The organism is Paramicrobacterium salitolerans, assembly GCF_051513965.1.
Classification (GTDB): Bacteria; Actinomycetota; Actinomycetes; order Actinomycetales; family Microbacteriaceae; genus Paramicrobacterium.
In genome coordinates this window covers 634041-659969 of the sequence record NZ_CP195847.1, presented here as the reverse complement: position 1 = coordinate 659969, position 25929 = coordinate 634041, and the positions used below count along the sequence as shown (strand labels likewise).

The following is a 25929-nucleotide window of genomic DNA, read 5'->3' as shown; positions in this document are numbered from 1 at the left end:
GATCACGCGGTCCAGGAGTCAACCAAACCTTCAGCAGTCCCGCACCTTCACCAAGACCGACCGGACGTTCCACGACCTCGCGGTGCGCTACAAGGCCGCCGAAGCAGCGATGGACCTGTTCAAGAAGGGCGACGACTTCATCGCCACCGGACGGTTCGAGAAGTTCACCGACCCCACCACCGGGGCCGAACGCGAAGAGTTCCGCGCCAACACCCTCACCCCGAACCCGGTCAGCACACGACTGAGCATCGAACGCGAACCGCGCCCCGGCCCGGGGCGAGACGCGCCCGGCGTTGACCGCAACCAGGCATTCGAACGGCCCGAGCAGTCCTCGCAAGCCCACGAGCCTGCGACGCTTGGCCGCTGAACCGGATCAGATCATGAGCGATTACACTCGCGCACCAGCTGAAGAGCCCGACGACCGGCCAGACCCCGATCTCGACCCCGCATCGACGCCTGAGCCGCACGGTGACCTCGGACCGGTGCTGGAGGAACCGCCCGGCCCGATCAACTGGAACCTCCTGACCGCTGATGAGGCAGAGCATGCATGGTTGGAGCTGAACCAGTGGGTGAACTGGCTGCGCAGCACCTACGGGCTGCCCACCTCGGTGATTCCTCCGATGTGGCATCGGCACCCCGAGCTGCACTGGGAACTCTCCGCACTCCACACCCACTGGCTCAACGCCTTCGATCCGCAACAAAACGGTTCGGCACCGATCGGCTGGCATCGTGACTTCGCCGACACCAGACAACGACTGCGCGATTGGGTCGCCGCCAGCGGCACCCGGCTCGACCGGGACCGGCCCACTCGCCAGACAATCTGGCCAGGAGAGGACGACGCCGCACCCATCGAAGACACCCCCATCGAGAACCGTGACGAGGACTTTGTGGCGTTCGTCATCGCCGACGTCGAACGCCGCCGACAGATCGAACACGACTTCTACGCCAGCCTCAACCCTGACACCGGCGAACTCGCCTGAACCTCCAAAGAACACTCGTGGGGTCGAGCCACACAGCTCGACCCCACACTCATGCCCTTCCCGAGCGTCAGCTGACCCGGTAGAATCAAGGGAACAGGCGACATCACATCAGCTAGGCCGTCACCCTCCGTGGAGGCGGCATGACGAGCCGGGCACACCGCCCAGGTGAGTCCATCCCATCAAGGCGTCGCCGCTTGGGAGGACTCCGTCATGCTCCGACTGATCTGGAACACCAGCACCCGCATCCGCACCTTTATGCGCGTCTGGATGCCAACCAACATTCTGCTCGACGCACTGCGCACCAGGCGAAGGCTGCGCTGGGGCATCCCGGCCATGCTGCTCTCAGCCGGCTACTTCGCGACCGCCTACTGGTGCACCACTCTCATCGCCGATGGAGGCCCCGGCTGGCTGCACCTGATCGTGCTGCTGTGCATCATCAACGCGTTCAAGTTCCTCATCAACGGCCCCATCACAGCCGCCCGACTCATTAGCGTCCGTCGCCGTGAACGAAAGCATGACCACCTGCGCCAGCAGGCACCGAGCGCACCTGTAGGGCATGAGGCACTACCGGACAACGAACACGGGGCGGCGTATCTCGGCCGAACCTCGGGTGCGCTCCGCACCTGATCGCGCCCGGCTGGTCGACCTTGTGCTGCACCTCGCCGACGAACTCCACGTCCACGAACTCGATGAACGCCAGCGCCGCATCGGCGCTCCGAGCATCCACGACGCATCACCATCTGCTCCGGCAGATGAGCAAGGAACAGATCACGATGACACTCCTAGCCCCGCACACTGAGACCGACTCCGCCCCCGTGTTCACGGCAGTCACCTATCAGCGGGTCTCAACGAAAGAACAGGCGGCGAAGGGTGGACGCGACGAGGGGTTCTCGATCCCCGCCCAACGTGAGGCCAACGCCCGCAAAGCCGAGTCTCTCGGCGCGCGGGTCGTGGCGGAGTTCGTCGATGCCGGAGAATCTGCCCGCTCTGCTGACCGGCCCGACCTGCAACGGATGCTCGAATACATCGCAACCCATCAGGTCAGCTACTGTATCGTGCACAAAGTCGACCGCCTCGCCCGCAACCGAGTCGACGATGTGGAGATCCACCGCCGCCTCGTCGAAGCCGGGGTCACGCTGGTCTCAGCCACTGAGAACATCGACGAGACGCCCTCGGGGATGCTGCTGCACGGGATCATGTCGTCGATCGCGGAGTTCTACTCCAAGAACCTTGCCACCGAGGTCACCAAGGGCCTGACGCAGAAGTTTGAGACCGGCGGCACGCCCATGCGTGCACCCATCGGCTACCTCAACGTCCGCAAACGCGACGAACAGGGCCGCGAGTACCGCACCGTGGAGATCGACCCCGAACGCGCACCACTCATCCGGTGGGTGTTCGAGCAGTACGCCACCGGTGACCGCACCGTCGTCGACCTGCTCGCCGAGGTCACTGCACGCGGCCTCACCACTGTGCCCACACCCAAGCGCCCCTCCGGGCCAATGGCACGATCAGGATTCTTCAAGATCCTGCGTAACCCTTACTACATCGGAATCGTCCGCTACAAAGGCGCCGAACAGCCCGGCACCCATGAACCCCTGATCGACATCGACACCTGGCAGCACGTCCAACGGCTCCTGAACACCCGCAAGATCGCTTCCGAACGGCGACGCTCACACGATCACTACCTCAAAGGCTCCCTCTTCTGCGGTTCCTGCGGATCACGGATGCAACTGGACTACCCGGCCAACAAGCAAGGCGTCCGCTATGGCTACTACGTCTGTTCCGGTCGCGCCTCCAAACGCAAGGACTGCACCCGCCGGGCCGTCCCCATCGGGGTCGCCGAGCAACTCGTGGCCGACTGTTACCGCGACATCGCCATCACCGAAGACGAGTACGCCGCCCTCGCCGCGCAAGTCGAGGCGGCGTTCGACGAACGCCTGGCCTCCCGCTCCCAGGAACTGGCCGAGTTGACTGAGAACCGCAAGAGGCTCCAGACCGAGAGCGACAAGCTCCTGGCCGCGCACTTCGCCGACGCCATCGACCTGGAGACCTTGAAGCGCCACCAGGACCGCATCCGCGCCGGGCTCGCCGACATCGATCGCAGGCTCGCCAGTGAACACGATCACCACACCGGGGCACGCAAACAACTGAGCACCGCACTCAGCCTGCTGATCGACTGTGCGACCCTCTACGCGCGCACCAACGACCAAGGCAAACGGCTCGCCAACCAAGCACTCACCAACGGCATCGACATCAGCGAAGACGAAAGGGCGACGATCCGACTCGCTGAGCCCTTCGCCGCCCTCACACCAGAACCCGCATCAACCGATGTCAGGAGTTCTAGTACGTCTTCAATTGTGGACCTAAGGGGATTCGAACCCCTGACCTTTTCACTGCGAACCTCGCCCACCCATCGCTACCTGGCGCCGCTCGCGAGCCATCAGCCTCATTCGTCCCGCGCAGCGGATCGTGGCGCCCTCACCGCTTCCGTCACAACTTTGGGGTGGCGGCGCGCACCTGTCGTGAAGGGCATGAGCAAGACCCGCCCGATGATCTAAGGAGAAGCAACATGCGTTTCGAAACTGATGAGGCTCGGCTCCACACAGTGCGAGGATTCGCGTATCTCCTCGAGGACCGCGATCGCTGGGCGGACTTCCTCACCGCAGCGGCACAGGAGGCCCCTGCGCTCTGGAGCTTCCTGAAGTGCGCGACCGAGGCATACGACCGGTTCTGGGAGAGCATCAATAGCGCAGACGGGTTCGCGCCTGATCAGGTCGTCGCCGAGTTGCAGGCAGTGCTCACTTATATGGCGAGTCCTGAGCGTTCCGAGCAGTGACGCCATCCGATCCTCCGACCACTCCGCCGTATGGCGTTCCCCACTCTGAGCACCGCGGTGGAGAGCATTCCTCATTCTTCCCTTGAGAAGACACGATCCAACATCTCGGCGGTCGCGGGGTTCACCATCTCGTTGCGGCGGATGTAGTGACGGATCGTGATCTTCGGGTCCGTGTGGCCGAGCAGTTCGGCAGCGAGTTCGACGCCGCCCTGCTCGTTGATCGCGGTCGCGACCGTGCGGCGGAACATGTGCGGCGTGATCCCGGCGATTCCCACCAGGTCGAGCACATGTCGGAGCTGGCGGCGCACGTTGTTCGTCGTCAGCGGCGTTCCCTCGCGGCTGCAGAACAGCAGGGCGTCGAGCGACGAGTCTTCCAGCCGTGTCATGCGGCGCCTCACAGCTTCTGCGGTGAACGACGGGATCGCGACCTTACGCCTGGACTTCGCTGTCTTCGGGTGGTCCTGTCGTATGGTCGGCTCGCCGCGGTGGCTGACGATCGTGCCGGTGATCCGGATGGATGGGGTCGGGCTGGTGACGTCGATGTCGCGGCGTCGGATGGCGAGGACTTCGCCGATGCGGGCGGAGGTGCCGAGCATGACCTCGACGATCTCGCCGAGCTGTCCGTCGGGCTTCGGCCCGGAGATCGAGCGTCCGGCCTCCCAGAACGCGATCGCGGCACGGATCGCGTTCACCTCCGCTGGTGTCAGCGCGTTGGGGGCCGATGCCGGACGGTGCAACCGAGAGACGTGGTCCATCGGGTTGCGCGGCAGCACCTCATGTCTGACGGCGAGGCCGAGTGCGAGCCGGAGCACGACGCGGGCCTGCTTGGCGCGGTTGTAGCTCTGCTTCGCGAGCTGCTTGAGGAAGTGGTCGCAGCGGGCGACGCCGATCTCCCGCAGAGTCAGGTTCCCGAAGGCGGGCATGACGAGGGTCTGCATGTTCCGCTCATACAGCTGCAGGGTTCGCTTGGAGAGCCGGTCTTCGAGCTCGAGGTCCTCGAGCCAGTACGCGACCAGGTCCGGGAAGGGGCTGTCCGGGGTGAGCGCCGAGGACGACGGCTGGAACAGGCTCCGGTTGGCGAGTTTCGCCTTCAACGCCCGCTCCGCGGACTTCCGCGTATCACCGGTGGCTTGGATGAGCCGAGTCTTGCCGTCCCAGTCGCGGTAGCGGGCGCGCGCCATGACGCGTCCGTTGGGGCTCGCGAGGTGGCCGATCTCCCCGAAGGTGCCGATGGTCAAACGCTCCCGACTCATCGGATCACCGCCCGTTCGCCGGCGCGGGCGGTTCGGGGTCGCGTTGCTGCTCGATCCAGATCCGCACGTCCGAGAGCGCGAACTTCAGGTGCTTCCCGAAGCGGTACGCGCGCGGACCGAGGCCGCGGGTGCGCCAGTCGTAGACCGTGGAGACGGGCACGCCCAGGTAGGCGGCGAGCTCGCCGACGTCGAGCAGGGGCTCCAGCCCCCAGGGGTTGCCGGTCGGGCTGTGTTCGGTGTCCATACCGAACAGGTGCGACTCGCTCCCACCCACGAATCGGGGACTGCTGAAGGTTTGGTTGACTCCTGGACCGCGTGATCTTTGAGGTTGCGCTGGGAGGATGGCTGTCATGCCGACGAAGTACACGGATGAGTTCAAGCGGGACGCTGTCTCGTTGGTGCTTACGCAGGGGATGACGCAGAAGCAGGTCGCTCGTGACCTGGGCGTTTCGAAATCTGCGTTGCAGGTGTGGGTGAAGAACGCTGAGCTCGAGGACCGAGGGTTCACCCCGTCGGCGGATCCGGAGGACCGCCGGGAGATGCTGCAGGCGATGAAGCGGATCCAGGAGCTGGAGATGGAGAACGAGGTGCTGCGGCGCGCGGCGGCGTATCTGTCTCAGGCGAATCTGAAGCTCGGGTCGATGCCGAAAAAATGATGTTCCCGCTCGTCCGCGACCTTGCCGCGGCCGGCACCCCTTTGCGGGTGCCGGTCGCGGTGGCGTGCGGGGTCCTCGGCTTCAGCAAGCAGGCGTACTACCAGTGGCTCGCCGAGCCCGTGTCGCAGCGCGACTGGGACGACGCCCACCTGGTCAACGCCGCGTTCGACGTGCACGAGGACGACCTGTGCTTCGGTTACCGGTTCATCGCTGACGAGCTGACCGCTGACGGGTTCGCCGCGTCGGAGCGGCGTGTGTGGCGGGTGTGCTCGCAGAACAGCATCAGAAGCGTGTTCACGACCCGGAAACGCAAGTACTCCAAACCAGGGCCTGCGGTGCATGACGATCTCGTGGAACGCCGCTTCACCGCCGAGAAGCCGGACAGGCTCTGGCTGACGGATATCACCGAGCATAAGACGGCGGAGGGGAAGCTGTATCTGTGCGCGATCAAGGACGTGTTCTCGAACCGGATCGTGGGCTACTCGATCGATAAACGCATGAAAGCCAGACTTGCGGTGAACGCGCTGAACATGGCTGTCGCCCACCGCGGGAACCCCGTCGGTGTTGTGGTTCACTCGGATCGCGGATCTCAATTCCGATCCCGCAAATTCCGGCGCGCCCTCACCCGTCACAAGCTCAAAGGATCCATGGGGCGAGTCGCCGCGGCCGGTGACAACGCAGCGATGGAATCGTTCTTCGCCCTGCTGCAGAAGAACATCCTCGATACCCAGAAATGGGCCACCCGGCAGCACCTGCGAATGGCGATCGTCGCCTGGATCGAGGGCACCTACCACCGCAGACGCCGACAACGCCGACTGGGCAAGATGACACCCATCGAGTTCGAGAGCATAATGAAGACGTCCGTCACACTGGCGGCATAAGGAAACGAGTCAACCAAACCTTCAGCAGTCCCAATCGGAAGCAACCGGCACGGTCGCTCCCCTGCCGGAGCGCGGCGGCCCGAGCGGACCGCGAGGGCGTCAAAGTGATGGGTTTTCGATGACCGGATCACATCCACCTACAGAAAAAGTCCCGGAAACCCTTGAGTTTCCGGGACCTCTCGGTCGGGCTGACAGGATTTGAACCTGCGACCCCTTGACGCAGCTCTACGCGGCCTCCTCCGTGAGCCGCGGCGCAAGGGTTTCCATCTGCTCCATGACGAGCTTGATGGCGCCGGGCTGCTGGTCCGGTGGGTACTTGTACTTCACGAGGAGGCGCTTGATCGACGAGCGGAGCTTCGCCCGCACGTCATCCCGCACCGTCCAGTCGGTCCGCTTGTCTCGACGCAGAATCTTCAGCAGCTCCCGTGCGATTTCAGCCAGAGTGTCTTCGCCCTGAATCGTCAGCGCTGATTCGTTCGACGCCACGGCGTCGTAGAACGCCAGCTCGTAATGCTCGAGCGGAGGGTCGAACTTCTCACCGCGGCGAGCCTCCTCCGAGATGTCACGCGACACGTCACCGAGCGCTGCAAACATCTGGGCCGCCGTGATCTGCTGGTTCGTGTAGCGAACCATGAGATCGGTGATGCGCTCCGAGAACGCACGCTGCCTCACGATGTTATGGAGTGTGGCCACTGAAGCTTGTTCAACAAGCATCCCCCTCAATGCTTCGATGGCGAGCTGCGGAGTCTCGGTCTGCTTCGCCTTCTCGATATATGACTGACTGAGCTCTCCGAGCGACGGCTTCGGCAGGCCGGCCGCCTCGTAAATATCGATCGCGCCCTCAGCCGCGGTAGCCGAGTCGATGAGTGAGGCGAGAAGGCGCTGCACGTCATCCGGAATCGGCTCGCCCTTGCTCTGCCTGTCGAGCGCGTCGTACTTCGCCATCCAGACGCGAACCTCTTCATAGAACTTGATCTCGTCGCGGACGTCATCAAGACTCCCCTGCGTAGACGCCACCGCCCACGCACGAGCCAGGCGGTTCGACACGCTGCGGAAGCGCGCTTTGAGAGTGTTCGAGCCGAGCTTCTCATCGTTGAGAGGGTTCCTGATATCGCGCAGATAGTTCGCGGCGCCGGTGACCGCGTTGAGGTACGCCTTGGGCCGGCCAGACTGAGCAACGGACCTCCAGTCGAATTCTCTCAAGCATTCGCGAGCCTGCTCCAGAAGTTCGCGGGCAACGGATGCCTCGTGCTCGACGTCCCGGCCAAGCGGTTTCTCCGCTTGGTCTTCAGCGGTGTACTCCTGAAGGGCGTTGTGGAGGTTCTCTTTGATCGGAGCATAGGCAACGAGCAATCCGTCGTGCTTGTTGCGGAAGGTCCGGTTCACACGGGCGAGCGTCTGCATGAGCAGCGCTCCCTTGAGGGGCCGGTCGAGGTAGAGGGTGTGCAGCGGCGGAGCATCGAAGCCCGTCAGCATCATGTCCTTCACGATGACAAGTTCGAGCTCATCATCGGCATCCTTCAACCGTTCTTTAATCGCAGCGTTCTGCGAATCTTTGCGCACGTGCGTGCGAATCAGCTCGGGGTCAGAAGGAACACCCGAGTAGACGACCTTGATTACGCCGCGATCGAGAGCGTCCGAATGCCACTCGGGCCGCAGTGCCACGATGGCGTCGTAGAGTTTCGCGCAGATTTCTCGTGTGCCGCCGACGATCAGTGCTTTGCCGGGAGATGAGACGAACTCGCGCATACGGTCACGACGTTCTTCCCAATGGGTCACGAGATCTTCGGCGAGCGCTTCGATGCGTTCGGGGGCTCCGTAGACGGCGTTGATCACCGCGACGCCCTGTTCGATACGGGCGCGTTCGGCGTCATCGAGCCCGAGCGTCACTTCGTCGGCGAGCTCGTCGATCTGGTCTTCGTCGACCCCCTCTGCGAGCCCGACTTTGATCAGGCGCGGCTCGAAATAGACGGGTACGGTTGCGCCGTCTTCAACTGCACGCGTCAGGTCGTAGATGTCGATGTAGTTTCCGAACACCTCACGCGTGTTGCGTTCTGCCTCGGAGATCGGTGTGCCGGTGAATGCGATCAAAGTCGCGTTCGGCAATGCGTCCTTGAGGTGACGCGCGTATCCGTCGAGGTCGTCGTAGTGGCTGCGATGCGCTTCATCGACCACGACGATGATGTTTCGTCGGTCTGACAGCAGCGGGTGCGTGAGCCCGGCATCCTTCTCGGCCTTACCAAGCCCGAACTTCTGCAGGGTTGTGAAGTAGATGCCGCCCGTGGTCCGGTTGCTGAGTTCGTCACGTAGTTCGCTTCGTTTGCGGATCTGCCGCGGTTTCTCTGCGAGCAGCAGGCTCTGGTCAAACGTCTGGAAGAGCTGCCCATCGAGTTCGTTGCGGTCGGTGATGACGACGATCGTCGGATTCTTCAGCTCCGGACGCCGGATGACGAGGTTCGCGTAGAGCTCCATCTCCATTGATTTTCCGGAACCCTGGGTATGCCAAACGACACCGGCCTTGCCGCTGGAGCCCACCGCCTGCACGGTGCTGCCCACAGCCTTCGTGACGGCGAAGTATTGGTGCGGCTTAGCAATGCGTTTGACGAGCCCGTCCGGGCCTTCGTCAAACGCAGTGAAGTTCCGCATCAGCTGCAGGAACCGCTCCTGGTTGTAGACACCGAGAATCGTGTCTTCGAGTTGGGTAATGCTGTCGCCGTCTTCGAAGCGCGGATACTCGAGTCGCTGTCCGTCGTCATCGACGTTCCACGGCGCGAAGTGATTGAGAGGTGTGAATGGTGTTCCGTACTTGGCACTCAGCCCGTCAGATGCGAGGGTGAACACGCAGAAACGGAACGCCATCGGAAACTCGTCGACATACGTCTGCAGCTGGGCGTGAGCGGATGCTGTCGTCGCCGATTCACTTCCCGCTTTCTTGAGCTCCATGATGCTGAGCGGCATCCCGTTCACGTAGAGTACGACGTCAAAGCGCCGCGTCAGATCACCCTGGCGTAACGTGACCTGATTAACGGCAAGCCAGTCGTTGTCGTCCGGATCTGCACTGATCAACCGGATTGTGGCGTTGACTTCCTCGCCGTCCGAGTCGATGTAGCTGAGGCGGTACCCGTCGACGAGGTACGTGTGGATGCGCTGGTTCTCAGTGATTGCGTCCCTCGATTTGGGGGTCACAATCTCTTCAAGCGCTTGCTTGAGATAGTTCGCGGGCACGGTCGGGTTGAGCTTCTGCAAGGCGGCGAGGATCCGCGGGCGGATGATCAGCTCGCTCCAGTTCTCACGCTCTCCGCGGCCCGGAGCGATGGTGTCCCCGCCTGCGGGATGCCAGAGAAGCGGCTCAGCGAGTAGCTCGAGAGCCATCTGTTCCCAGTCCGCTTCAGAGCCCATCCATGCGTTCATCGCTCACCTTTCGCTGTGCCAACACCTCCATGTTGCCGGACATTCGGCCGTGTTAGCGGTCGTCAATCGATATGGACGCTTATCACGCAAGCGAGAACGATGATTCATGTCTCGGCGCTTCGCTTACCAATCAGACCAAGTGCAAGAATGGGATTGTCTTTGCTGGGTGAAGGAATCCGGCTACTCTGAGATTTTTCTGAATCTGTTTGATACGCAACATGTAACAAACATAAGATTGGGATCGGTAGCGGGAACAAGTCAGGTTCCAGAGCGCCAAGTCGCAGAACCCACGCCAACGGCGTGGGTTTTCGCGTTAAGAACGTCACCGCGGCTGGATACAGTTCTTGTATGTTGCTGGCATATATCGACGAAATTGGCGAGACCGGGGCGTTTGTCAGCAAGGATCACAAGCGGTTCAAGACCAGCCCGGTTTTCGGATATGCCGGGTTCGTGATCCCTGTTCAAAGTGCGCGTGATTTTGGTCGCTCTTTTACCGAAGAGAAGCGTCGCTTATTTGCGGCAGAGATCGCAGAGGTCGGTAATCCGGGGCGGTGGGAGCGCAAAGGCTCAGACATCTTTACAGCTGACGCCTGGCAGAGACACCCGAGCCAAATACGTGTGTTCCGCGGGCTTGTCACCGAGCTCTCGAAGTACAGCGGAAAGATCTTCTATTTCGCACAGGAGAAGGAACGTGGCACTCCGAAGCAGGTCGCTACCGGTCCGATTGAGCTGGAGTCCGCCGCCATGCAGGAAACGATCAATCGCTTGTGCCCCTATGCCCACGCTTTCCGAGAAAACTTACTGATCGTAATCGACCAGGTGAACGAGAAACAGCGCGCAGAGCGAGTGGCGAACATGTACAAACATATTTTCGCTCGCTCACGAAGGTATCCCGAGATGGCCGCAATCGTTGAGCCACCGATGCACGTTGACAGCACGCTGAGCTCAAATATTCAGTTTGCAGATTGGATCGCCGCGTCAATCGGACGAGCAATCGACTATCAATTATTCAGAGATTCGCGGTTTGGATGGATCCCAGATGCTCTGGGAGGCCATATGCATCACAACATTACGTTCGAATCAAAACTAAAGTTATGGAACAGCTCCCTCGACGACCTACATCATTTTGATGTGTTTAGAAAGAGCCGCCCTCTGCTCCCCCACATCACAGGTCAACTCGTTGGCGACGCCAATCGAGCGCAGCTCACCAAGGCGATTCATTTGGCGAGCACACGACGAGCACCAGACGCTAGCTCATGACATGGGTCGCGGTCTCACATGAGACAGATATCGTGGGTTGTTATTTATCTTTACTGAAGTAAAGATAAATAACAACAGAGCTATTCATACTTATGAAGGTGCCCCTCGTGGAAAGCGTCAAGGGTTGGCCGCCAATGAGCACCGAGGCCGTTGGTTGGGAGCCGACGGTAGAGCGCGCCCAGGTATCCCGCCGCGAGTGGGCAAGATTACACAGTTCGTACGAAGCCACAGTCACGCCCGAAATCGCAAGGGCCAGCATCTCCCTTCCTCCTGAAATTACGGCGGAAGCAAGTGACGTTGAGGCGATGATGTCGCGATTCGACGCGGAGTTCGGGTCAGTCGTGGCACCGTTCGCAACGTTGCTGCTTCGCTCTGAATCAGCGTCGTCATCACAAATCGAGAACCTCTCGGCATCTGCCCAAGCGGTTGCTGAGGCAGAAATTGGTGAGAGACAGCGTGGGAACGCCGCTCTCGTCGTCGCTAACGTCCGCGCAATGCGCACAGCATTGAAACTCGCGAATGACATCTCAGACGCATCGATAATCGAGATGCATACGGCGCTGCTCCACGCTTCTGCACCGACGATGACCGGAGCTTACCGAGAGCAGCAGGTCTGGATCGGTGGCGGTAGCTTAAGCCCACATCGCGCATCCTTTGTTCCGCCGCAGTCTGTCCGAGTCCCGGCGGCCATGGCGGATCTCGTGCGATTCACTAGACGAGACGATATCCAATCGATTCCTCACATAGCGCTCGCTCATGCACAGTTCGAGACGATCCACCCGTTTCTTGATGGAAATGGGCGGACCGGGCGCGCAGTCGTCCAAGCGATGCTTCGATCCCAGGGTGTCACACGCAACGTCACCGTGCCGGTTTCCGCAGGGCTCCTGGCAGACACCGAAGGTTACTTCGCAGCACTCACAGCGTTTCGAGAAGGTGACGTCGTTCCCATCGTGCGCGCGTTTCTCGATGCCGCTCAGCGCGGAATCCAAAACGGAAGCGAACTCGCGCAAGACATCAACGAGATCACATCAAAGTACAAGAGCGCACTGAGCGGGGTTCGCTCTGACTCGGTGGCGCATCGGATTTCGACGTTGCTCTTCCAGCAGCCGGTTGTGAATCTTGTTGCAATCACGGCGGAAACAGCTTCTGCCCCGGTCAACATTTATCGAGCATTAGATACGTTGGTCGACCGTGGGCTGCTTCGAGAGTTGACATCCAAACGACGCAACCGCATCTGGGTGGCGGACGACATCGTTTACGCGCTCGACGACTTCGCAAACAGAGCCGGCCGCCGCGGCTGAGTCACACAGTTCTGAGGGCTCGCACGATCCTATTTACGCGAGTAGACGTTCGAGCCCCACTTCGTCCACGATCGGGATGCCGTAGTCGCGCGCCTTCTTTGCCTTTCCCGATAGCGAGTCTGGGTCAGCGGCCGCGACGAGTGACACCTTCTTCGTCACGTTCGGGTGCGTCTTGAATCCTCGCGACTCGATGATTTCGGTCCACGCTGATCGAGACCGGCTCATCTCGCCAGTCAGCACGATCGTGTCGCCTGGATTCAGGGCAAACGAGTTCGTCGGCGCTAGCGATGTGCTCGAGTGCCTGCCATTTGAAACCGGGGGCGCAGCAAGCGCCGCGGCGACAGCATCCGTAGGAATTTCCAACGCCTGTGCAACGCGCTCCAGGTCATATCGTTCCTCTTCAGTGACGATTCCGTCTGCCCACGCAGCAACAATCAGGTCATCAATGTACCGCGCATGCAGCTTCTCGGCCGCACCTCGATCAATGCCGAGTTCATCAGCGAGCGCGACGATCATGCCACCTTCGCTGAGCGATATCGAGCGATCCAATAGACATCTGTCGAGCAGAGCGAGATATTCAGATTCCGCACCTGGTTCGATGTCACGATCGAGCCTGGCAGAGAGCCTGTTCAAGAAGCTCTGCTCGAGGTCCACTGCGTCCTTGCGCGTCTGCCACAAGACGCCTTTAGACGGGACCGTCGGGTACGCATAGGAGCTGCCGCTGAGTTCCCACTCCGTCCAGAACTGTTGCCAGCCCGGCCAGAGAGCGCTCGCGTGCTGGTATGACGAGAGCAGTTGCGCGGCGGCGAACGCATCGTCGCCCGCACAGTGTGCGTTCGCGATGGAGATACCGAATGATTCACACGCGGCGGCGAGCGAACACGACCCACCGAGTCCGAACTTATGGGCGAGCCGCATCGTGCAAAGAGACGGAATCTGCGGATTCAGCAGATACCCGGCGCGCTCAAACTCGGCTTGCAAGAACCTCAGATCGAAATTCGCATTGTGCGCGACAAATACACGGCCTTGCAAGAGTGCAGCAAGATCCGGCGCGATGTCCGCGAAATCCGGCGCATCAAGAATGTCAGCGGCCCGAATGCCGTGGATACCCTGCGGCCCAAGGTCTCTGTTCGGGTTGACGACTGTCTCCCACCGCCCAGATACCGACCCATCCGATTCCACGTGTACAACACCGATCTCGATGACCCGGTGGTGGTATGACGGCAAAATTCCAGTGGTCTCGAAATCGACGACGGCATATCCCATAAGCAACTCTCTTAATCGTCGACGACGCACGCGGCTTCAACGCGCTTCCCGTGAATGCAGGTGAGATGTGCCACAGGATCTCTCCGAAGGGCGCGACGACAACCAATTTTGTACGAGCAGTGCAGGCCTCAGGTAGCCCGTACTCGGGGGACTTCGTCTGGTACGCACGAATCATCGGCAAGCCACGCCTTCTCGCAGAATTCGTGATCGTGATGTTTTCCCTAACAATCGTGAATGTCGAGAGAGTTCCAGCTCATGACTGACCCGATTCATAGAAGCGTGTCTCGACGACTCACCAAAGCGATCCATATCGCAAGCACGTGAACGTCGCGTAATTGGTGCAATGTCAGACTGCGTCTGAGACAACCTTCTCGGCATCGCGAACCCGCAGGTTGCCCGACATCAACTGCGGCAGAAGAAGATCTCTTGTCTTTACGAGACTTTCATTCTCAAGCTCGGCTTCCAGAGCTGTATCCCAGAGGGCACGCATAAGTTGATCAAGTCGAGTGATCGCGCTGTCGTCCGGCATCCTGACAAGTTCGTCAAGATGCTTTCGTTGAATGTGCCCCATCGTCGTCGCTTTGTTTGCCGCGATCGCGATGAACTCGTCGAGCTTGAGCGCGATGAGCTGATGAACCAACCAGAGTGGGAAGCCAGGTTTCGGCAAGACTTTGAAGATGTGCTGATTCACGATGGCTTCATCGAGGTACCACCTCTTCAGAGTCAGTGACCCGGACCAAGCGAAGAGCAAGTCGCCAGGTCGAGCGACGTGGTTGTCGTCGACTTCGATGTCGTTGCGCACTGTCGAACCGCCTATGCCGTTATTCAGCTCGGCAATCCTGACAACAACACGCCCTGTTCCGCTCGCATCTTTTGTGAAGGCTTTCCCATTCACGAACTCTGCCGTCTCAGAGAGAGGGACCTCTGCATTACCAAGCGAGTTTCTAAAACTTACTCGAGCTAAGTCATCAGCAACTCTTGCTCGCTTCTGATTTGCGGCGATCTTGTCGTCGAGCGCGCCCAGCACCTCCGCGATTGCTCGTTGCTGGCCAATTTCAGGATGTGCAAAACGAAAATCCGCCATATCACTGGCGCTCATATTTGGCTGTGCAGATTTACCAAATGCGACTCCGGACACGTAGTCTCGCCAAGGTTGCGAGTTGAGCACATAACCAAGGAATCTCGAGTCGAATCTGCCGTTGGCACGGAATCGGACTAGGTACGATGCGAATACTGCAGCTTCATCAACCACTACCCATTGAGAACGACCAGTAGATGCGCCGGTCCTTGCGACGACTATGTCTCCGTCTTCAAGTTTGTACTTCTCGCCTTCTTTCGGAGATACAACGCATCTGGGAACTGCAGACCAATCGATGAATGATTTGTCAATATCTGTAATTCTGAGAAACTTTGGACCGTCTGCAGCAGTGTCGGCTGAAGTAGTCAGACCGTAATCTATTCGCTGTGTCGCTTCACGAAGTGTTGAGAACCTCATTGGAGCCTCCCGAGCTGTTCGCGCACGACCTCCGCGAGGCGCGCTGATTCGTCGAACTGGGCGTAGAGCTCCTTCGTTAGGCGCTCCAGCTTCTCCTCGATCGGTTCGCCGTCGTCCTCGAGTTCGGGGGCGCCGACGTAGCGACCGGGAGTGAGCGCGTAATCGGCATCCTTAATCTCAGCGAGGGTGGCCGAGTAACAGAAGCCGGGCTCATCCGCGTACTCCGCGGGAGCGACATCCGTCACTGACTCGACGCCGCGCCACGCGTGGAATGTTCCCGCGACCTTCGCGATGTCCTCATCGCTCAGCGCGCGCTCCGCGCGGTCGACCATGTGCCCTAGGTTGCGTGCGTCGATGAAGAGCACCTGCCCCGTGCGGTCGATAGAGCCGTGCTTGCCCGCGGTCTTGTCTTTCGCGAAGAACCAGACGCACACGGGGATGCCCGTGGAGCGGAAGAGCTGTGTCGGCAGCGCCACCATGCACGACACCATGTCCGCTTCGACAAGCTCCGCGCGGATCTTGCCCTCTCCCCCGGAGTTCGATGACATCGACCCGTTCGCCATCACAACACCGGCGCTCCCGCCGGGCGCGAGCTTGGAGAGGATGTGCTGAATCCATCCGTAGTTCGCGTTGCCCGCAGGCGGGACGCCGTACTTCCAGCGCGGATCTTGCTCGTTGCGCGCCCAATCCTTGATGTTGAACGGCGGGTTCGCCATGACGAAGTCCGCTTCCAGCTCGGGGTGCAGATCACGCGCGAACGTGTCGCCCCAGCGCGGCCCGAGGTTCGCCCCGAGCCCGTGGATCGCGAGGTTCATCTTCGCCATGCGCCAGGTGCGCTCGTTGAGCTCCTGCCCGTACACCGAGATGTCGCCGCTGCGACCGATTCCCTCGTGCGCCTCGATGAACTTCTCTGCCTGCACGAACATGCCGCCCGAACCGCAGCACGGGTCGTACACCCTACCTTCCGTCGGCTGCAGCAGCTCGACCAGCACGCGAACCACGCCGGCCGGCGTGTAGAACTCGCCGCCCCGCTTGCCCTCGGCACGAGCGAACTTCTCGAGGAAGTACTCGTACACCTCCCCCAGCAGGTCTCGCGCCTTCGACGCCCCCTGCCCGGTGAACCGCGCCGAGTTGAAGAGATCGATCAGCTCGCCCAAGCGTCGCTGGTCGACGTTGTCGCGGTTGAAGATGTGCGGCAGCGTCCCCTCAAGTGCGTGGTTGTCTTCCATGAGCGCGAGCATCGCCTCGTCGATCAGCAGCCCAATGGACTTCGGCTCTGGCCCTGGCATCCCCTTCGCATTTTCGGCGAGGAACTGCCACCGCGCCGTCACGCGCACCCAGAACACGCCACTGCCCGTGTACTCATCGACATCGTCGATGAGCTGACCAATCTGCTCATCGTCGAGCCCGTCGGCCACAAGCTCCGCGCGAATCTGCTCGCGGCGCTCGTCGAATGCATCTGACACGTATTTAAGGAACACGAGCCCCAGAATCACGTCTTTGTACTGCGACGCATCCATCGAGCCGCGCAGCTTGTCGGCGGCTTTCCAGAGCGTGTCTTTGAGCTCTTTCATGGTTGTGGGAGCAGCATCCGCGTGCTTTTTCGGGGGCATCAGCGGGTTCCTTTCGGCTGGGAATCGGGCGAGGTCAGGGTGATGCGGCCGGCAGCGACGCCGTCCGACACAAGTTCAGAGAGAGAATGCAGTGCATCCAGTTTGGCCTGGAGCGCACGCTGCTCACGCTCGATCGACTCGAGTGTGTCGTGAAGAGCTTGCCGCTGGCCACCGACAATGCGGCGTAGCGTCCACGTCTTCCACTCCGACGACAACTGTCGACGGATGTCCGCAGCGACAAGAGACGCAACGAGCCCGGCCGGGTCGTTCGCATTGATGCGGAGCACACGAGCGGGGTACGCCACCACGTGTGCGCCCTCATCGTCGACGATTGCCGCCGGTGAACTCCCCGTAACGAAGATGACGTCCCCGGGCTCAGTGAGTTGAGCGTTCGGATGCCCCGCTGAAAACGCGAAACGGTCGACGAACGGCGTGTTCGCAACGGAACCCTGCCTCACAGCATCCGGAGTGATCACCCGATAGCCGCTGTCAGCGCGAAGCTCAGCCTCCGCGAGGCGAGTACCGGCTGCGTATCGAAGGTGACGCTCGCTGAGAAGACTCGCAACATCAGAGGTTCGCAGTGACGGCGCGAGAGAGGTCGCTTCCACTCGCTCAGAGAACTTCGCTCCGAACTCGTCGAGTGATGCGAGCACCTCGTCGATGCGAGCCGGAATCTCTCGTGTGTTGGCTCGTTCGATCATCTCCGGCGCGTGGGTGACAGCTCCCTGCGAGGCGACGAGTGAACCAGGGGTAGCGGCGAGCGTACTCGTGCGGACGGGGCGGCCCACGCTGAACGCGTGCGCCCGAAGGGTGTCATATTCACCGAGCGCGGCAACGACGTCGTCGATGATTCCCGAGGCGGTCACGGCATCCAGCTCGCGGTCCGACGCGTCAGCGATGAGCGTCCACCGGTCTGAGAGCGGGACGGATGCCGGCGACGGAGCCAACACCCAGATCGCCAGTGCCTGCCTAGGGCGCGCCGCGATGAGACCTCGCGGCAGCTTCACGATCGCACGGAGCTGGCCCGAGCGAATCTGCTCGGCGCGCCATCGATCAACATCGCTAGAGACCCCGGCGTCAGTCAGCACTCGAGACGGCCCGTACACGAGAGCACGTTCGCTCGAGTCGAGTTCCGCGAGCTGCTCGCTCAACCGGCTCAGCGATGCAGCGGTGTTCGAGTCGTCGTCAAGCGTGGCGACGCGAATCGTGGGGCGCGCAGATTCACCGACCGTCCGCACGTCAGGCGTGACGTCGGCAAGGCCGATGCCGTTCACCAACAGCTGGCGCACGATACGTCGTGCCTCAGCCCGCTCTTCCGGTGGCACTGCGACCACGGGAGAGAAGCTCTCTGGCAGAGCAGCCGCGAACGCCGCCGCAAATCCCGTCGCCGAACCTGTGACGTCGGCAATGACGGGAGCCTCGACATCGAGGCTCGGCACTCCGTGAATGATGTCGTGTGCGAGATCCAGAAGCAGCGACTCTCCCGCTTGTGTCAGCCCGCTCCCACTGCGGAAGCTTCCGGCCCCGTGACCTTTACCCTCGATCTCCGCGAGCGCCGCAGAGTGCGAATACGCAGTGTCAACGAGATCGGATGCCGTCTCGGCCAGGGCTTCCAGAGAATCAGCCGCCGCCTCGATCTCCGTCAGAATCGCGTCATCGTCCGGGTCCGCGTCATCGGCACGGTCGATGATCTCGTCAGCACCCAGAGTGGTGATGCGCTCGTCAACGATCGCGCTGAGAGCGATCAGTGCGGCAAGCGCGTCACGCGTGGACTCATCGATATCGGCAAGCCGATCGACGAGTGCAGCTCCGGCGGCATCCTGTTGCGCATCTGGGTTGTTTCCGCGGCCAGTTGTCACCAGCCAGGCAGCGACGTTGTGAACGTTGAAGAGCTCGCGCGAGCCATCGAGCGCGGCGGGTTCTGGGAAAGGAGCGTCGCTGTCCCGCGACCGCGTTCGCCACATCGAGACGACCGGGCGCTTCACGCGAGCGAGACGCGCGATTCCCGTAAGCGAGATGAGTCCGGTGTGCTCAAGCGCCATCGCTACCTCCTCTCGTCCGACAATCTGACTCTATAGATCTTGTTCTAGTTTTTCTATGCCTCGCTGATAATGCCCTTTATCACTTCATTTCGTACCAAGCGTCGGTGGTGCGCTTTATCGTCATTCCCAGCACCAGAAGGAGGCAATCATGAAAGCAATCGCTACGGCGGCGAGCGTTGTCGCTCTGGCTTTCGCGCTTGTCGGCTGCAGCACCGCCGAGGAGCCGAGCCCGCCGAAAGAAGAGGCCGCGGCGGAGGTCACATCTGAGCCGACGCCGACGAAAACCCCGATCTCGTCACCCGACGAGACTTCCGAGAACCGTGCCCTCAAAACCAAAGAAACGGAACGCGGGCACCTCGCCAAAGAGATCGGTGAAGAAGCCTGGCTCGTCGACATCAATGGAAACACCTTGATCACGTTCACGGTGGATGCCATTGATGTGGATCCATCGTGCACCTCCACGTATCCGGAGTCCCCCATCAACGGTCACTACGTGGCCATCACGATCTCGGCAGAGTCGACAGCTCTGCTTGATCCGGACTATTACTTCTCGTTCAACGAGTGGGCGTGGGAGGCATACAACCCCACCGGCACTCGCATCAACGACCCCGTTGGAAATGGCTGGTCATGCATGAACGAGAGCGACCTGCTTCCGGTCGACATCGGCCCGTCGCAGAAAGTGCACGGCCTGGTCGTGCTCGATGTCACTGATCCGCATGGAGTGCTCGCGTTCGTTCCTGAGCCGGGCCTGAGCTGGGAATGGAGCTACTGATGTCTGACCGAATTCCGCCGATGCCCGATTGGACTCCCACTAATGAGAGCATCGCCAATTCTGCCCCGCAGGAGCAGATGCCAACCGCACAGCCACCGGTCTACGAACCTCCGAGACGCGCATACTCGGTGCCACCGGAGCAGCAACTCGTGTATGAGAGCACACCGGACCTGCGGCATCCGGTTTCAACACAGACCGAAATCGTCGCCGCCCAAAAGCCGCACAAGAACAATTCGCTCCTCTTCGCCGCAATTGGCGCCGCTGTGGGATTGGCCGCTGGGCTTCTCATCGGCTTGGTCGCGGTGCCGGCGATGAGCGCCAGCATCGCGAACGTCGCTGAGGAGGCCGCTCCGAACCCGTTCGAGGTCGCTCTCGACGAGTGCGGCCTGCAGAGCAGCAGCCACGCCACGATCGGCGACGACGGGGCATCCCTCGAGCTTCAGACGATGGGCGAAGACGCAACCGGCATGAGCTTCGATTCATTCGACTGCGTCGTCACAGAACTCGGCATCTCCGACGCCGTGATGAACCGCATCGAAAACACTCGAGCACTCGACGGCCGGCAAGAAGCGTCGTGGGACGACTTCACGGCGTCCTGGACCTACCACCCCGACAACGGGCTCAACATGCTGGTCGAGCTCACACGCGACAGCGAATCCTGATCCACCCCTGCACAGAAACGAGAGACCAATGACTACCCCCATTCCACCAAGTGCCGCGCCCGCCGTTCCCGGGCCGACGGGCTACACGCAGCCTCATTCCACGAAGTCCTTTCTCGTAACCTGGCTGCTGTCGTACTTCCTCGGCATCTTCGGCGTTGACCGCTTCTACCTGGGCAAGGTCGGCACAGGCATCCTCAAACTGGTCACGTTCGGCGGCGCCGGAATCTGGTGGCTTGTCGACCTCATCCTGGTTCTCACGGGCAACCAGCGCGACAAGCAGGGGATGCCTCTCGCGGACTACGACACTCACAAGAAGACAGCGTGGATCGTCACGGCCGTGCTCATCGTGGCATCCATCATCTTCTCATCGGTGACAAGCGCGATGAACGGGCTGGCCGAGACCAGCTCCGCAACATCAGAGAGTGAGGATGCCGCGGGAGGCGCCGACACAGACGCTGACGAGGCCGCGGCAGACGAGGCCGAGGCTGACGAGCCCGCAGAGCCAGAAGAACCGTCTGTTGCAGACTGGGCCGACACCAACTTCGGCACGTTCGAGGTGATCACCGCGAGTGGCTCCGGCGACGACGTCATCGCGCTGCCTGCCGACGTGGAAGCCGGCATCGTGACCGCCGAGCACTCGGGATCGGCGAACTTCATCGTCAGCGTCCTCGACGCCAACAACGCCTCGACGGGTGACCTGCTGGTCAACGCGATCGGCAGTTACACGGGCACGACTGCCTACGGCATCAACGCCCTCGGCGACGGTGTGAACCTTCAGGTGCAGGCCAGCGGACCGTGGTCGATCACCATCTCACCGATCTCCGCTGCCCCGGAGCTCGCCGAGTCCGGTTCCGGCGACGCCGTCTTCCTCTACAACGGGGATGCGGCGAGCGCGGAGTTCTCACACACGGGCGACGCGAACTTCATCGTCACTGAAGAGACTCGTGTCGGCGTTGGTTTCGGTCTCCTCATCAACGAGATCGGCAACTATTCGGGCACGGTTCCTCTCAGCGCCGGCCCGTCCGTCATCGTCATCAAGGCCTCGGGCGACTGGACTGCCGCGGTGAGCTGATCGTTGTTGTCAGAAGGCGGTGCGTCGGAGAGCTTCTCTTCGGCCCACCGCCTTCGAGCGCTGACTACCTCCATCGCTCGAAGAATTTCTCACTCATCCATGCCCCCGATTCAAGTTTTCTCGCCCCGTTTTATGACCTCAATACTGCTCTCCCGTTCGAACTGCCTAACGTGGTTCGAACCAAGGACTTCCGTGCATATGACAACGTCACACTCGCTTTTACTGTCGCGACGAATCTGCAAGCAACTCTCAGGGACGTCATCGACTCTCTACCCGAATCGCTACGCCGGATTCCCGCCGTCGAGCTCTACCCATACGCGATGTACGCCCAAACACTGCGCGTGGCTGACGTACTCGACTGACGGTCGAACACGCAGCACGCTCAGGTCGACTTACGTAGACTGGAAGCGTGACGTCAACACCTGCTCCCGTGCGCGTTTCCGCGCTCGACATCATCCGGTTCGTGCTGGAGATCTTCGCCATCGTCTCGCTCGCGATCTGGGGGTTCGTGGCCTTCCCGCCGTTCTGGAACATCGCGGTCGGGCTCGGCGCTCCGATCATCGCGATCCTGCTGTGGGCACTCTTCCGCTCCCCCAAGGCGGTCTTCCACGTTGACGTCTTCGGCAAGGCGATCGTCGAGATCGCCGTCATGGGCACCGCCGTGTTCGGCTGGTGGGACATGGGCTTCCCCATCGTCGCCGGCATCTTCGCCGTCGCAGCCATCGTGGTCGGCGTCATGACCGGCCGCAAGGAGCTCAGCTGACATGACGGCGGCCCGCGCCGTCGACCTGCTCACCGCCTACAACCGCACCACCAACCGCCTGATCGCCGGTGTGCGCTTCGGCGTCCCCGGCGCCACCGACGTCGACGACACCCTGCGCGCCATGATCCGTGGCATGGGCGGCCACGTCGTCGACCCGGCGACAAGCGACGTCCTTATCACCAGCGACCCCGACGACAGCGACACCGCAGCCGGGATTCGCGACTGGCTCACGCGACCGGCTGACCAGGCACGCACGTCACTCGGAACGGCGATCGTGATCGACGGGGCCGGTCTGCTGGGCAGAACAGAGGATGCCGCCAGCAGCGCCGAACCGCTCAAGCGGCTTCTGCCCGCCGGGCTTCGAGCCATGACGGCATCCCGCGGCGACTTCGCCGTGCTCGACCGCGACGCGATCTCGCCTGCTGAACCTGCTGCGCTCATTCCCGACGATCACCTCTCCGCGGCTGGAGCCGTGCGCATCGAGTGGGCCGCCGAGGCCATGCCCATCACGCGCGCGCTGGCCTCCCGCCTTGCGCAGTCGGACCGGCTGCGTGGCGTGCGCATCGGCATCGTGCTCGTGCTCGAGCCCAAGACCGCCGTGCTCGCGATCGAGCTCATGCGCGCCGGAGCAGACGTGCGTGTGTTCGCCCCCGCCAACGAAGTTTCACCGGATGCCGCCGCCTCACTGCGCGCCCGCGGCATCGTCGTGCTCGGCTCCCCCGATGCGACTCCCGACGAGGATGCCGAGCAGGAGCGCGACCTGCTGCGATGGAAGCCGCAGCTCATCATCGACGACGGCGCCCACCTCATCCGTCGCGCGCACACCGACCCGGCCGCCCTCGCCGAGCTGCGCGGCGCCGCCGAAGAGACCACGAGCGGCGTCCGCCCGCTGCGCGAGATGGACCGCGCCGGTGAGCTGCGCGTCCCCGTCGTCCCGGTGAACGACGCCCGCATCAAGACGCTCTTCGACAACCGCCACGGAACTGGGCAGACGTGCGTCTTCGCGATTCACGACGTGCTTCGCGGCGCACGCACCCGCGGCATCCTCGACCCCACAGCCCGCGCCGCAGAGCCGTTCACCGCGACCTGGCTCGTCATCGGCTACGGCCCGGTCGGCGAAGGCGTCTGCCGTCACGCACGCGCCCTCGGAGCACGCGTCATCGTCACCGACATCGACCCGGTTCGATGTCTCGCGGCCGAGGCCGATGGGTTCGAGGTGGATGCCGCGTCCGCCGTCGCCCGCGCCGACATCGTCGTCTCGGCGACCGGCGTTCCCGCCACGATCGACACCGCTCTGGCGGCAGCCGCGCGCCCCGGCACGGTCTTCGCCGTCGCGGGCGGTGTCGACGGCGAAGTCGAGCTGCCGGACGCGATGTGGACGGACCTCGACGACCACGTGAGCACCGTCACGCTCCCGCGCACCGGAACCGGCACCGGCGACCGAACCGACGCGTGCGGCGGCACGGGCGACGCGCACACCGTGACCGTGCTCGCCCACGGGCACGGCATCAACTACACTGCGAGCGGCGGCAACCCCATCGAGATCATGGACCTCTCGTTCGCGGCCCAGCTCGCCGCCGTCGAGCAGCTGCTGGATGCCGGTGTGCTCACCGACTCCCCGTCTATCGCTCCGGGACTCCACGACCTCACCACGCACCGCGAGGCGGAGATCGCCCGGCTCGCCCTCGCCGCCCGCGGCCACGCCGTCGCGATGCCACCGCCGGCCGCCCCGCAGACCGCCGAGGCGTCTGCCGAGGCCAACGCGACCACCTACGCCCAAACACCCCACGCTGACGCACCGGATGCCGCCACAAGCGCGGCACCACCGACCGAGCCCATCGCTCTCCTCACGCGCGACACCGCGGACCCGACCCAGGCAACGGTCACGGTGTACACCGCGCCGCTGGTCATCCCCGTCACCGCACCGCGCATCCGGAACGGCGCCGTCGCGGTGCAGGGCGACCGCATCCTGCACGTCGGCGACCGCCGCTGGGTGCTGCAGTCACTGCGCGACACCGGAACGGACTTCGTCGAAGAGCACTGGAACGGCGTCATCACCCCGGGCCTCATCAACGCCCACACGCACCTGCAGTACACGCACATGGCCGATGTCGCCGCGCGCCGGTACCGCGGCTTCGACGACTGGGCCGCCGCGTTCGACGAGGTGTACTCCGACGAGAACCGCCATGACTGGAAGACCGCCGCCCGCGACGGAGCGCGTCTCGCCGTGGCATCCGGAACCACCGCCCTCGCCGACGTCGTGACGGACCGCGAGGCGATGTCGGCCCTGCATGACGCAGGCCTGCACGGCATCGCGTACTGGGAGGTCATCGGCTGGAGCAACGCCGACTGGCACGCCCGCGGCCGCGACACCACGATCTCCGAGCTCGACAGCATGCCGGACTCCCCCGGCGTCGGCGTCTCACCGCACGCCCCGTACTCCCTCGAGGTGCAGCCGCTGCTCGACGTTCCCGACGTCGTGCGCAATCGCGGCATGCGCCTGCACATCCACCTCGCCGAGGCGCACATCGAACGCGAGGGTCTTCCGGGCGACGAGGCCTGGGCCGAGCTCGGCGCCTCCAGCTTCCGCGCGCTGCGCCGCCAGGGGGTCGGCGTCAGCTCCACGCAGTTCGTCGATCAGCTCGGCGTGCTCGGCCCCGACTGCCACATCGCGCACGGCATCTACATGACCGGCCGCGACCGCTCGCTGCTGCGCGCCCGCGGCACGTCGGTGGCGCTGTGCCCGCGGTCGAACGAGATCATCGGACTCGACGAGCCGCCCGTCGCCGCGTACCTGCGCGAGGGCAACCTCATCTGCGTCGGCACCGACTCGCTCTCCTCCTCCCCCTCGCTGGACCCCCTCGCCGACGTCGCCCGCCTCCACGCGATCGCCCGCGACCAGGGCTACGCCGAGCCCGACCTGCACCAGCGGCTCTTCCACGCGGTCACCCTCGGCGGCGCTCACGCCCTCGGGCTCAGCGTCGGCGAGCGCCGCGTCGGTCAGCTCGCCGTGGGGGCCTTCGCCGACCTCGCGTTCTTCGACGTCGACGCCACCGACCCCGACGACGCCCTCGCGCAGCTCGTCGAATCCGGAGCCGGCACCTGCCGCCGCACCATCGTCGCCGGAGCCACCGTTTTCACCCACGAGGAGACCCCGTGACCGAAGCATCCGACACCCCCTACGACGCCGTCGCGGCACTCGATCTCGAACCGCACCCCGAGGGCGGCTGGTATCGACGCACGTACACCGCAGCTGACGCGATCCAGACGGATGCCGGTGAGCGACCGGCCGCCACCCTCATCCACTTCTGGCTGCGGTCCGGCGAGCAGTCCGCCTGGCACGTGGTGCGCTCCGACGAGATCTGGCTCTGGCACGGCCCCGGTCCCCTGCAGCTGGAGCGCGGCGGAACCGATGACGAACCGGTCTCCGAGGGCATCATCGACACGCTCGGCTCGCCCACAACGCCCGGTGCGGTGCAGCAGCTGCTCATTCCCGCCGGCACGTGGCAGCGCACTCTCCCCGGCGATGAGAACGTGCTCGTGAGTTGCCTCGTCACCCCCGGATTCGACTTCGCCGACTGGCGCCTCGCCCGCTCTGCAGAAACAGAACGTCACTGACATTTTGACCGTGGCACGTCGCACATTACAGTGAACATCGGCGCGCCA

The 25929-nt window shown here is 62.7% G+C and carries 20 protein-coding genes and 1 pseudogene; 14 read left to right on the top strand and 7 right to left on the bottom strand.

The window, feature by feature from the left end; genetic code table 11:
• Positions 1-82: 82 nt before the first annotated feature.
• From ACSAGD_RS03150 to ACSAGD_RS03130, 5 genes are all read left to right on the top strand, one after another.
• On the top strand, positions 83-367 hold the full coding sequence (locus ACSAGD_RS03150; protein WP_437584281.1) for a hypothetical protein: 285 nt from the start codon (positions 83-85) through the stop codon (positions 365-367).
• Between the two features lie 13 nt (positions 368-380).
• Entirely contained in the window at positions 381-980 is a 600-nt protein-coding gene (locus ACSAGD_RS03145) for a hypothetical protein (RefSeq protein ID WP_420733713.1), read from the top strand.
• A 210-nt stretch (positions 981-1190) separates the two neighbouring features.
• Entirely contained in the window at positions 1191-1607 is a 417-nt protein-coding gene (locus ACSAGD_RS03140) for a sulfate permease (RefSeq protein WP_420733714.1), read from the top strand.
• 188 nt (positions 1608-1795) lie between these two features.
• Positions 1796-3538, top strand: a complete 1743-nt coding sequence (locus ACSAGD_RS03135) for a recombinase family protein (protein ID WP_437584280.1) — start codon at positions 1796-1798, stop codon at positions 3536-3538.
• 11 nt (positions 3539-3549) lie between these two features.
• Complete coding sequence (locus ACSAGD_RS03130) at positions 3550-3816, top strand: hypothetical protein (protein ID WP_437584279.1); 267 nt, start codon at positions 3550-3552, stop codon at positions 3814-3816.
• 71 nt (positions 3817-3887) lie between these two features.
• Here ACSAGD_RS03130 and ACSAGD_RS03125 read toward each other — a convergent pair whose 3' ends face one another.
• Positions 3888-5054, bottom strand: coding sequence for a tyrosine-type recombinase/integrase (locus ACSAGD_RS03125; protein WP_437584278.1), 1167 nt, complete (start codon positions 5052-5054; stop codon positions 3888-3890).
• A gap of 19 nt (positions 5055-5073) precedes the next feature.
• Positions 5074-5313 carry a helix-turn-helix domain-containing protein gene (locus ACSAGD_RS03120; RefSeq protein WP_437584277.1) on the bottom strand — a complete coding sequence of 80 codons (240 nt, stop codon included), beginning with the start codon at positions 5311-5313 and terminating at the stop codon, positions 5074-5076.
• Between the two features lie 106 nt (positions 5314-5419).
• On the opposite strand from ACSAGD_RS03120, the pseudogene ACSAGD_RS03115 reads away from it, so the two are divergent.
• Positions 5420-6606 (top strand): annotated as a pseudogene (locus tag ACSAGD_RS03115) (IS3 family transposase).
• 225 nt (positions 6607-6831) lie between these two features.
• Here the strand turns inward: ACSAGD_RS03115 and ACSAGD_RS03110 are convergent.
• Entirely contained in the window at positions 6832-10005 is a 3174-nt protein-coding gene (locus tag ACSAGD_RS03110) for a type I restriction endonuclease subunit R (protein WP_437585093.1), read from the bottom strand.
• A 360-nt stretch (positions 10006-10365) separates the two neighbouring features.
• Between ACSAGD_RS03110 and ACSAGD_RS03105 the strand changes: the two genes are divergently transcribed.
• On the top strand, positions 10366-11277 hold the full coding sequence (locus ACSAGD_RS03105; protein WP_437584276.1) for a DUF3800 domain-containing protein: 912 nt from the start codon (positions 10366-10368) through the stop codon (positions 11275-11277).
• 107 nt (positions 11278-11384) lie between these two features.
• A complete protein-coding gene (locus ACSAGD_RS03100; RefSeq protein ID WP_437584275.1) occupies positions 11385-12578 on the top strand; it encodes a Fic family protein in 1194 nt (397 codons plus the stop codon).
• Between the two features lie 33 nt (positions 12579-12611).
• Here the strand turns inward: ACSAGD_RS03100 and ACSAGD_RS03095 are convergent, their stop codons facing one another.
• From ACSAGD_RS03095 to ACSAGD_RS03080, 4 genes are all read right to left on the bottom strand, one after another.
• Entirely contained in the window at positions 12612-13844 is a 1233-nt protein-coding gene (locus tag ACSAGD_RS03095; protein ID WP_437584274.1) for an exonuclease domain-containing protein, read from the bottom strand.
• 346 nt (positions 13845-14190) lie between these two features.
• Positions 14191-15339 carry a hypothetical protein gene (locus tag ACSAGD_RS03090; protein ID WP_437584273.1) on the bottom strand — a complete coding sequence of 383 codons (1149 nt, stop codon included), beginning with the start codon at positions 15337-15339 and terminating at the stop codon, positions 14191-14193.
• Positions 15336-16952 carry a type I restriction-modification system subunit M gene (locus ACSAGD_RS03085; protein WP_437584272.1) on the bottom strand — a complete coding sequence of 539 codons (1617 nt, stop codon included), beginning with the start codon at positions 16950-16952 and terminating at the stop codon, positions 15336-15338. Before ACSAGD_RS03085 ends, ACSAGD_RS03090 begins: the two co-directional genes overlap by 4 nt.
• The gene (locus tag ACSAGD_RS03080; RefSeq protein ID WP_437584271.1) at positions 16952-18994 is read right to left on the bottom strand and encodes a hypothetical protein; all 2043 of its coding nucleotides are present in this window, start codon (positions 18992-18994) and stop codon (positions 16952-16954) included. The genes ACSAGD_RS03085 and ACSAGD_RS03080 overlap by 1 nt, the downstream gene beginning before the upstream one ends.
• Positions 18995-19142: 148 nt before the next feature.
• Between ACSAGD_RS03080 and ACSAGD_RS03075 the strand changes: the two genes are divergently transcribed.
• The 6 genes from ACSAGD_RS03075 (at position 19143) to ACSAGD_RS03050 (ending at position 25881) form a co-directional block, all read left to right on the top strand.
• On the top strand, positions 19143-19766 hold the full coding sequence (locus ACSAGD_RS03075; RefSeq protein WP_437584270.1) for a hypothetical protein: 624 nt from the start codon (positions 19143-19145) through the stop codon (positions 19764-19766).
• Complete coding sequence (locus ACSAGD_RS03070; protein WP_437584269.1) at positions 19766-20428, top strand: hypothetical protein; 663 nt, start codon at positions 19766-19768, stop codon at positions 20426-20428. Before ACSAGD_RS03075 ends, ACSAGD_RS03070 begins: the two co-directional genes overlap by 1 nt.
• A 28-nt stretch (positions 20429-20456) precedes the next feature.
• The gene (locus ACSAGD_RS03065; protein WP_437584268.1) at positions 20457-21500 is read left to right on the top strand and encodes a TM2 domain-containing protein; all 1044 of its coding nucleotides are present in this window, start codon (positions 20457-20459) and stop codon (positions 21498-21500) included.
• Positions 21501-21909: 409 nt separating this feature from the next.
• Positions 21910-22263: a YrdB family protein gene (locus ACSAGD_RS03060; protein WP_437584267.1), complete on the top strand. Its 354-nt coding sequence runs from the start codon at positions 21910-21912 to the stop codon at positions 22261-22263.
• A 1-nt stretch (position 22264) separates the two neighbouring features.
• Positions 22265-25423 (top strand): adenosylhomocysteinase, encoded by a 3159-nt coding sequence (locus tag ACSAGD_RS03055; RefSeq protein ID WP_437584266.1) that lies wholly within the window; start codon positions 22265-22267, stop codon positions 25421-25423.
• Positions 25420-25881 (top strand): cupin domain-containing protein, encoded by a 462-nt coding sequence (locus ACSAGD_RS03050; RefSeq protein WP_437584265.1) that lies wholly within the window; start codon positions 25420-25422, stop codon positions 25879-25881. The genes ACSAGD_RS03055 and ACSAGD_RS03050 overlap by 4 nt, the downstream gene beginning before the upstream one ends.
• Positions 25882-25929: the final 48 nt, after the last annotated feature.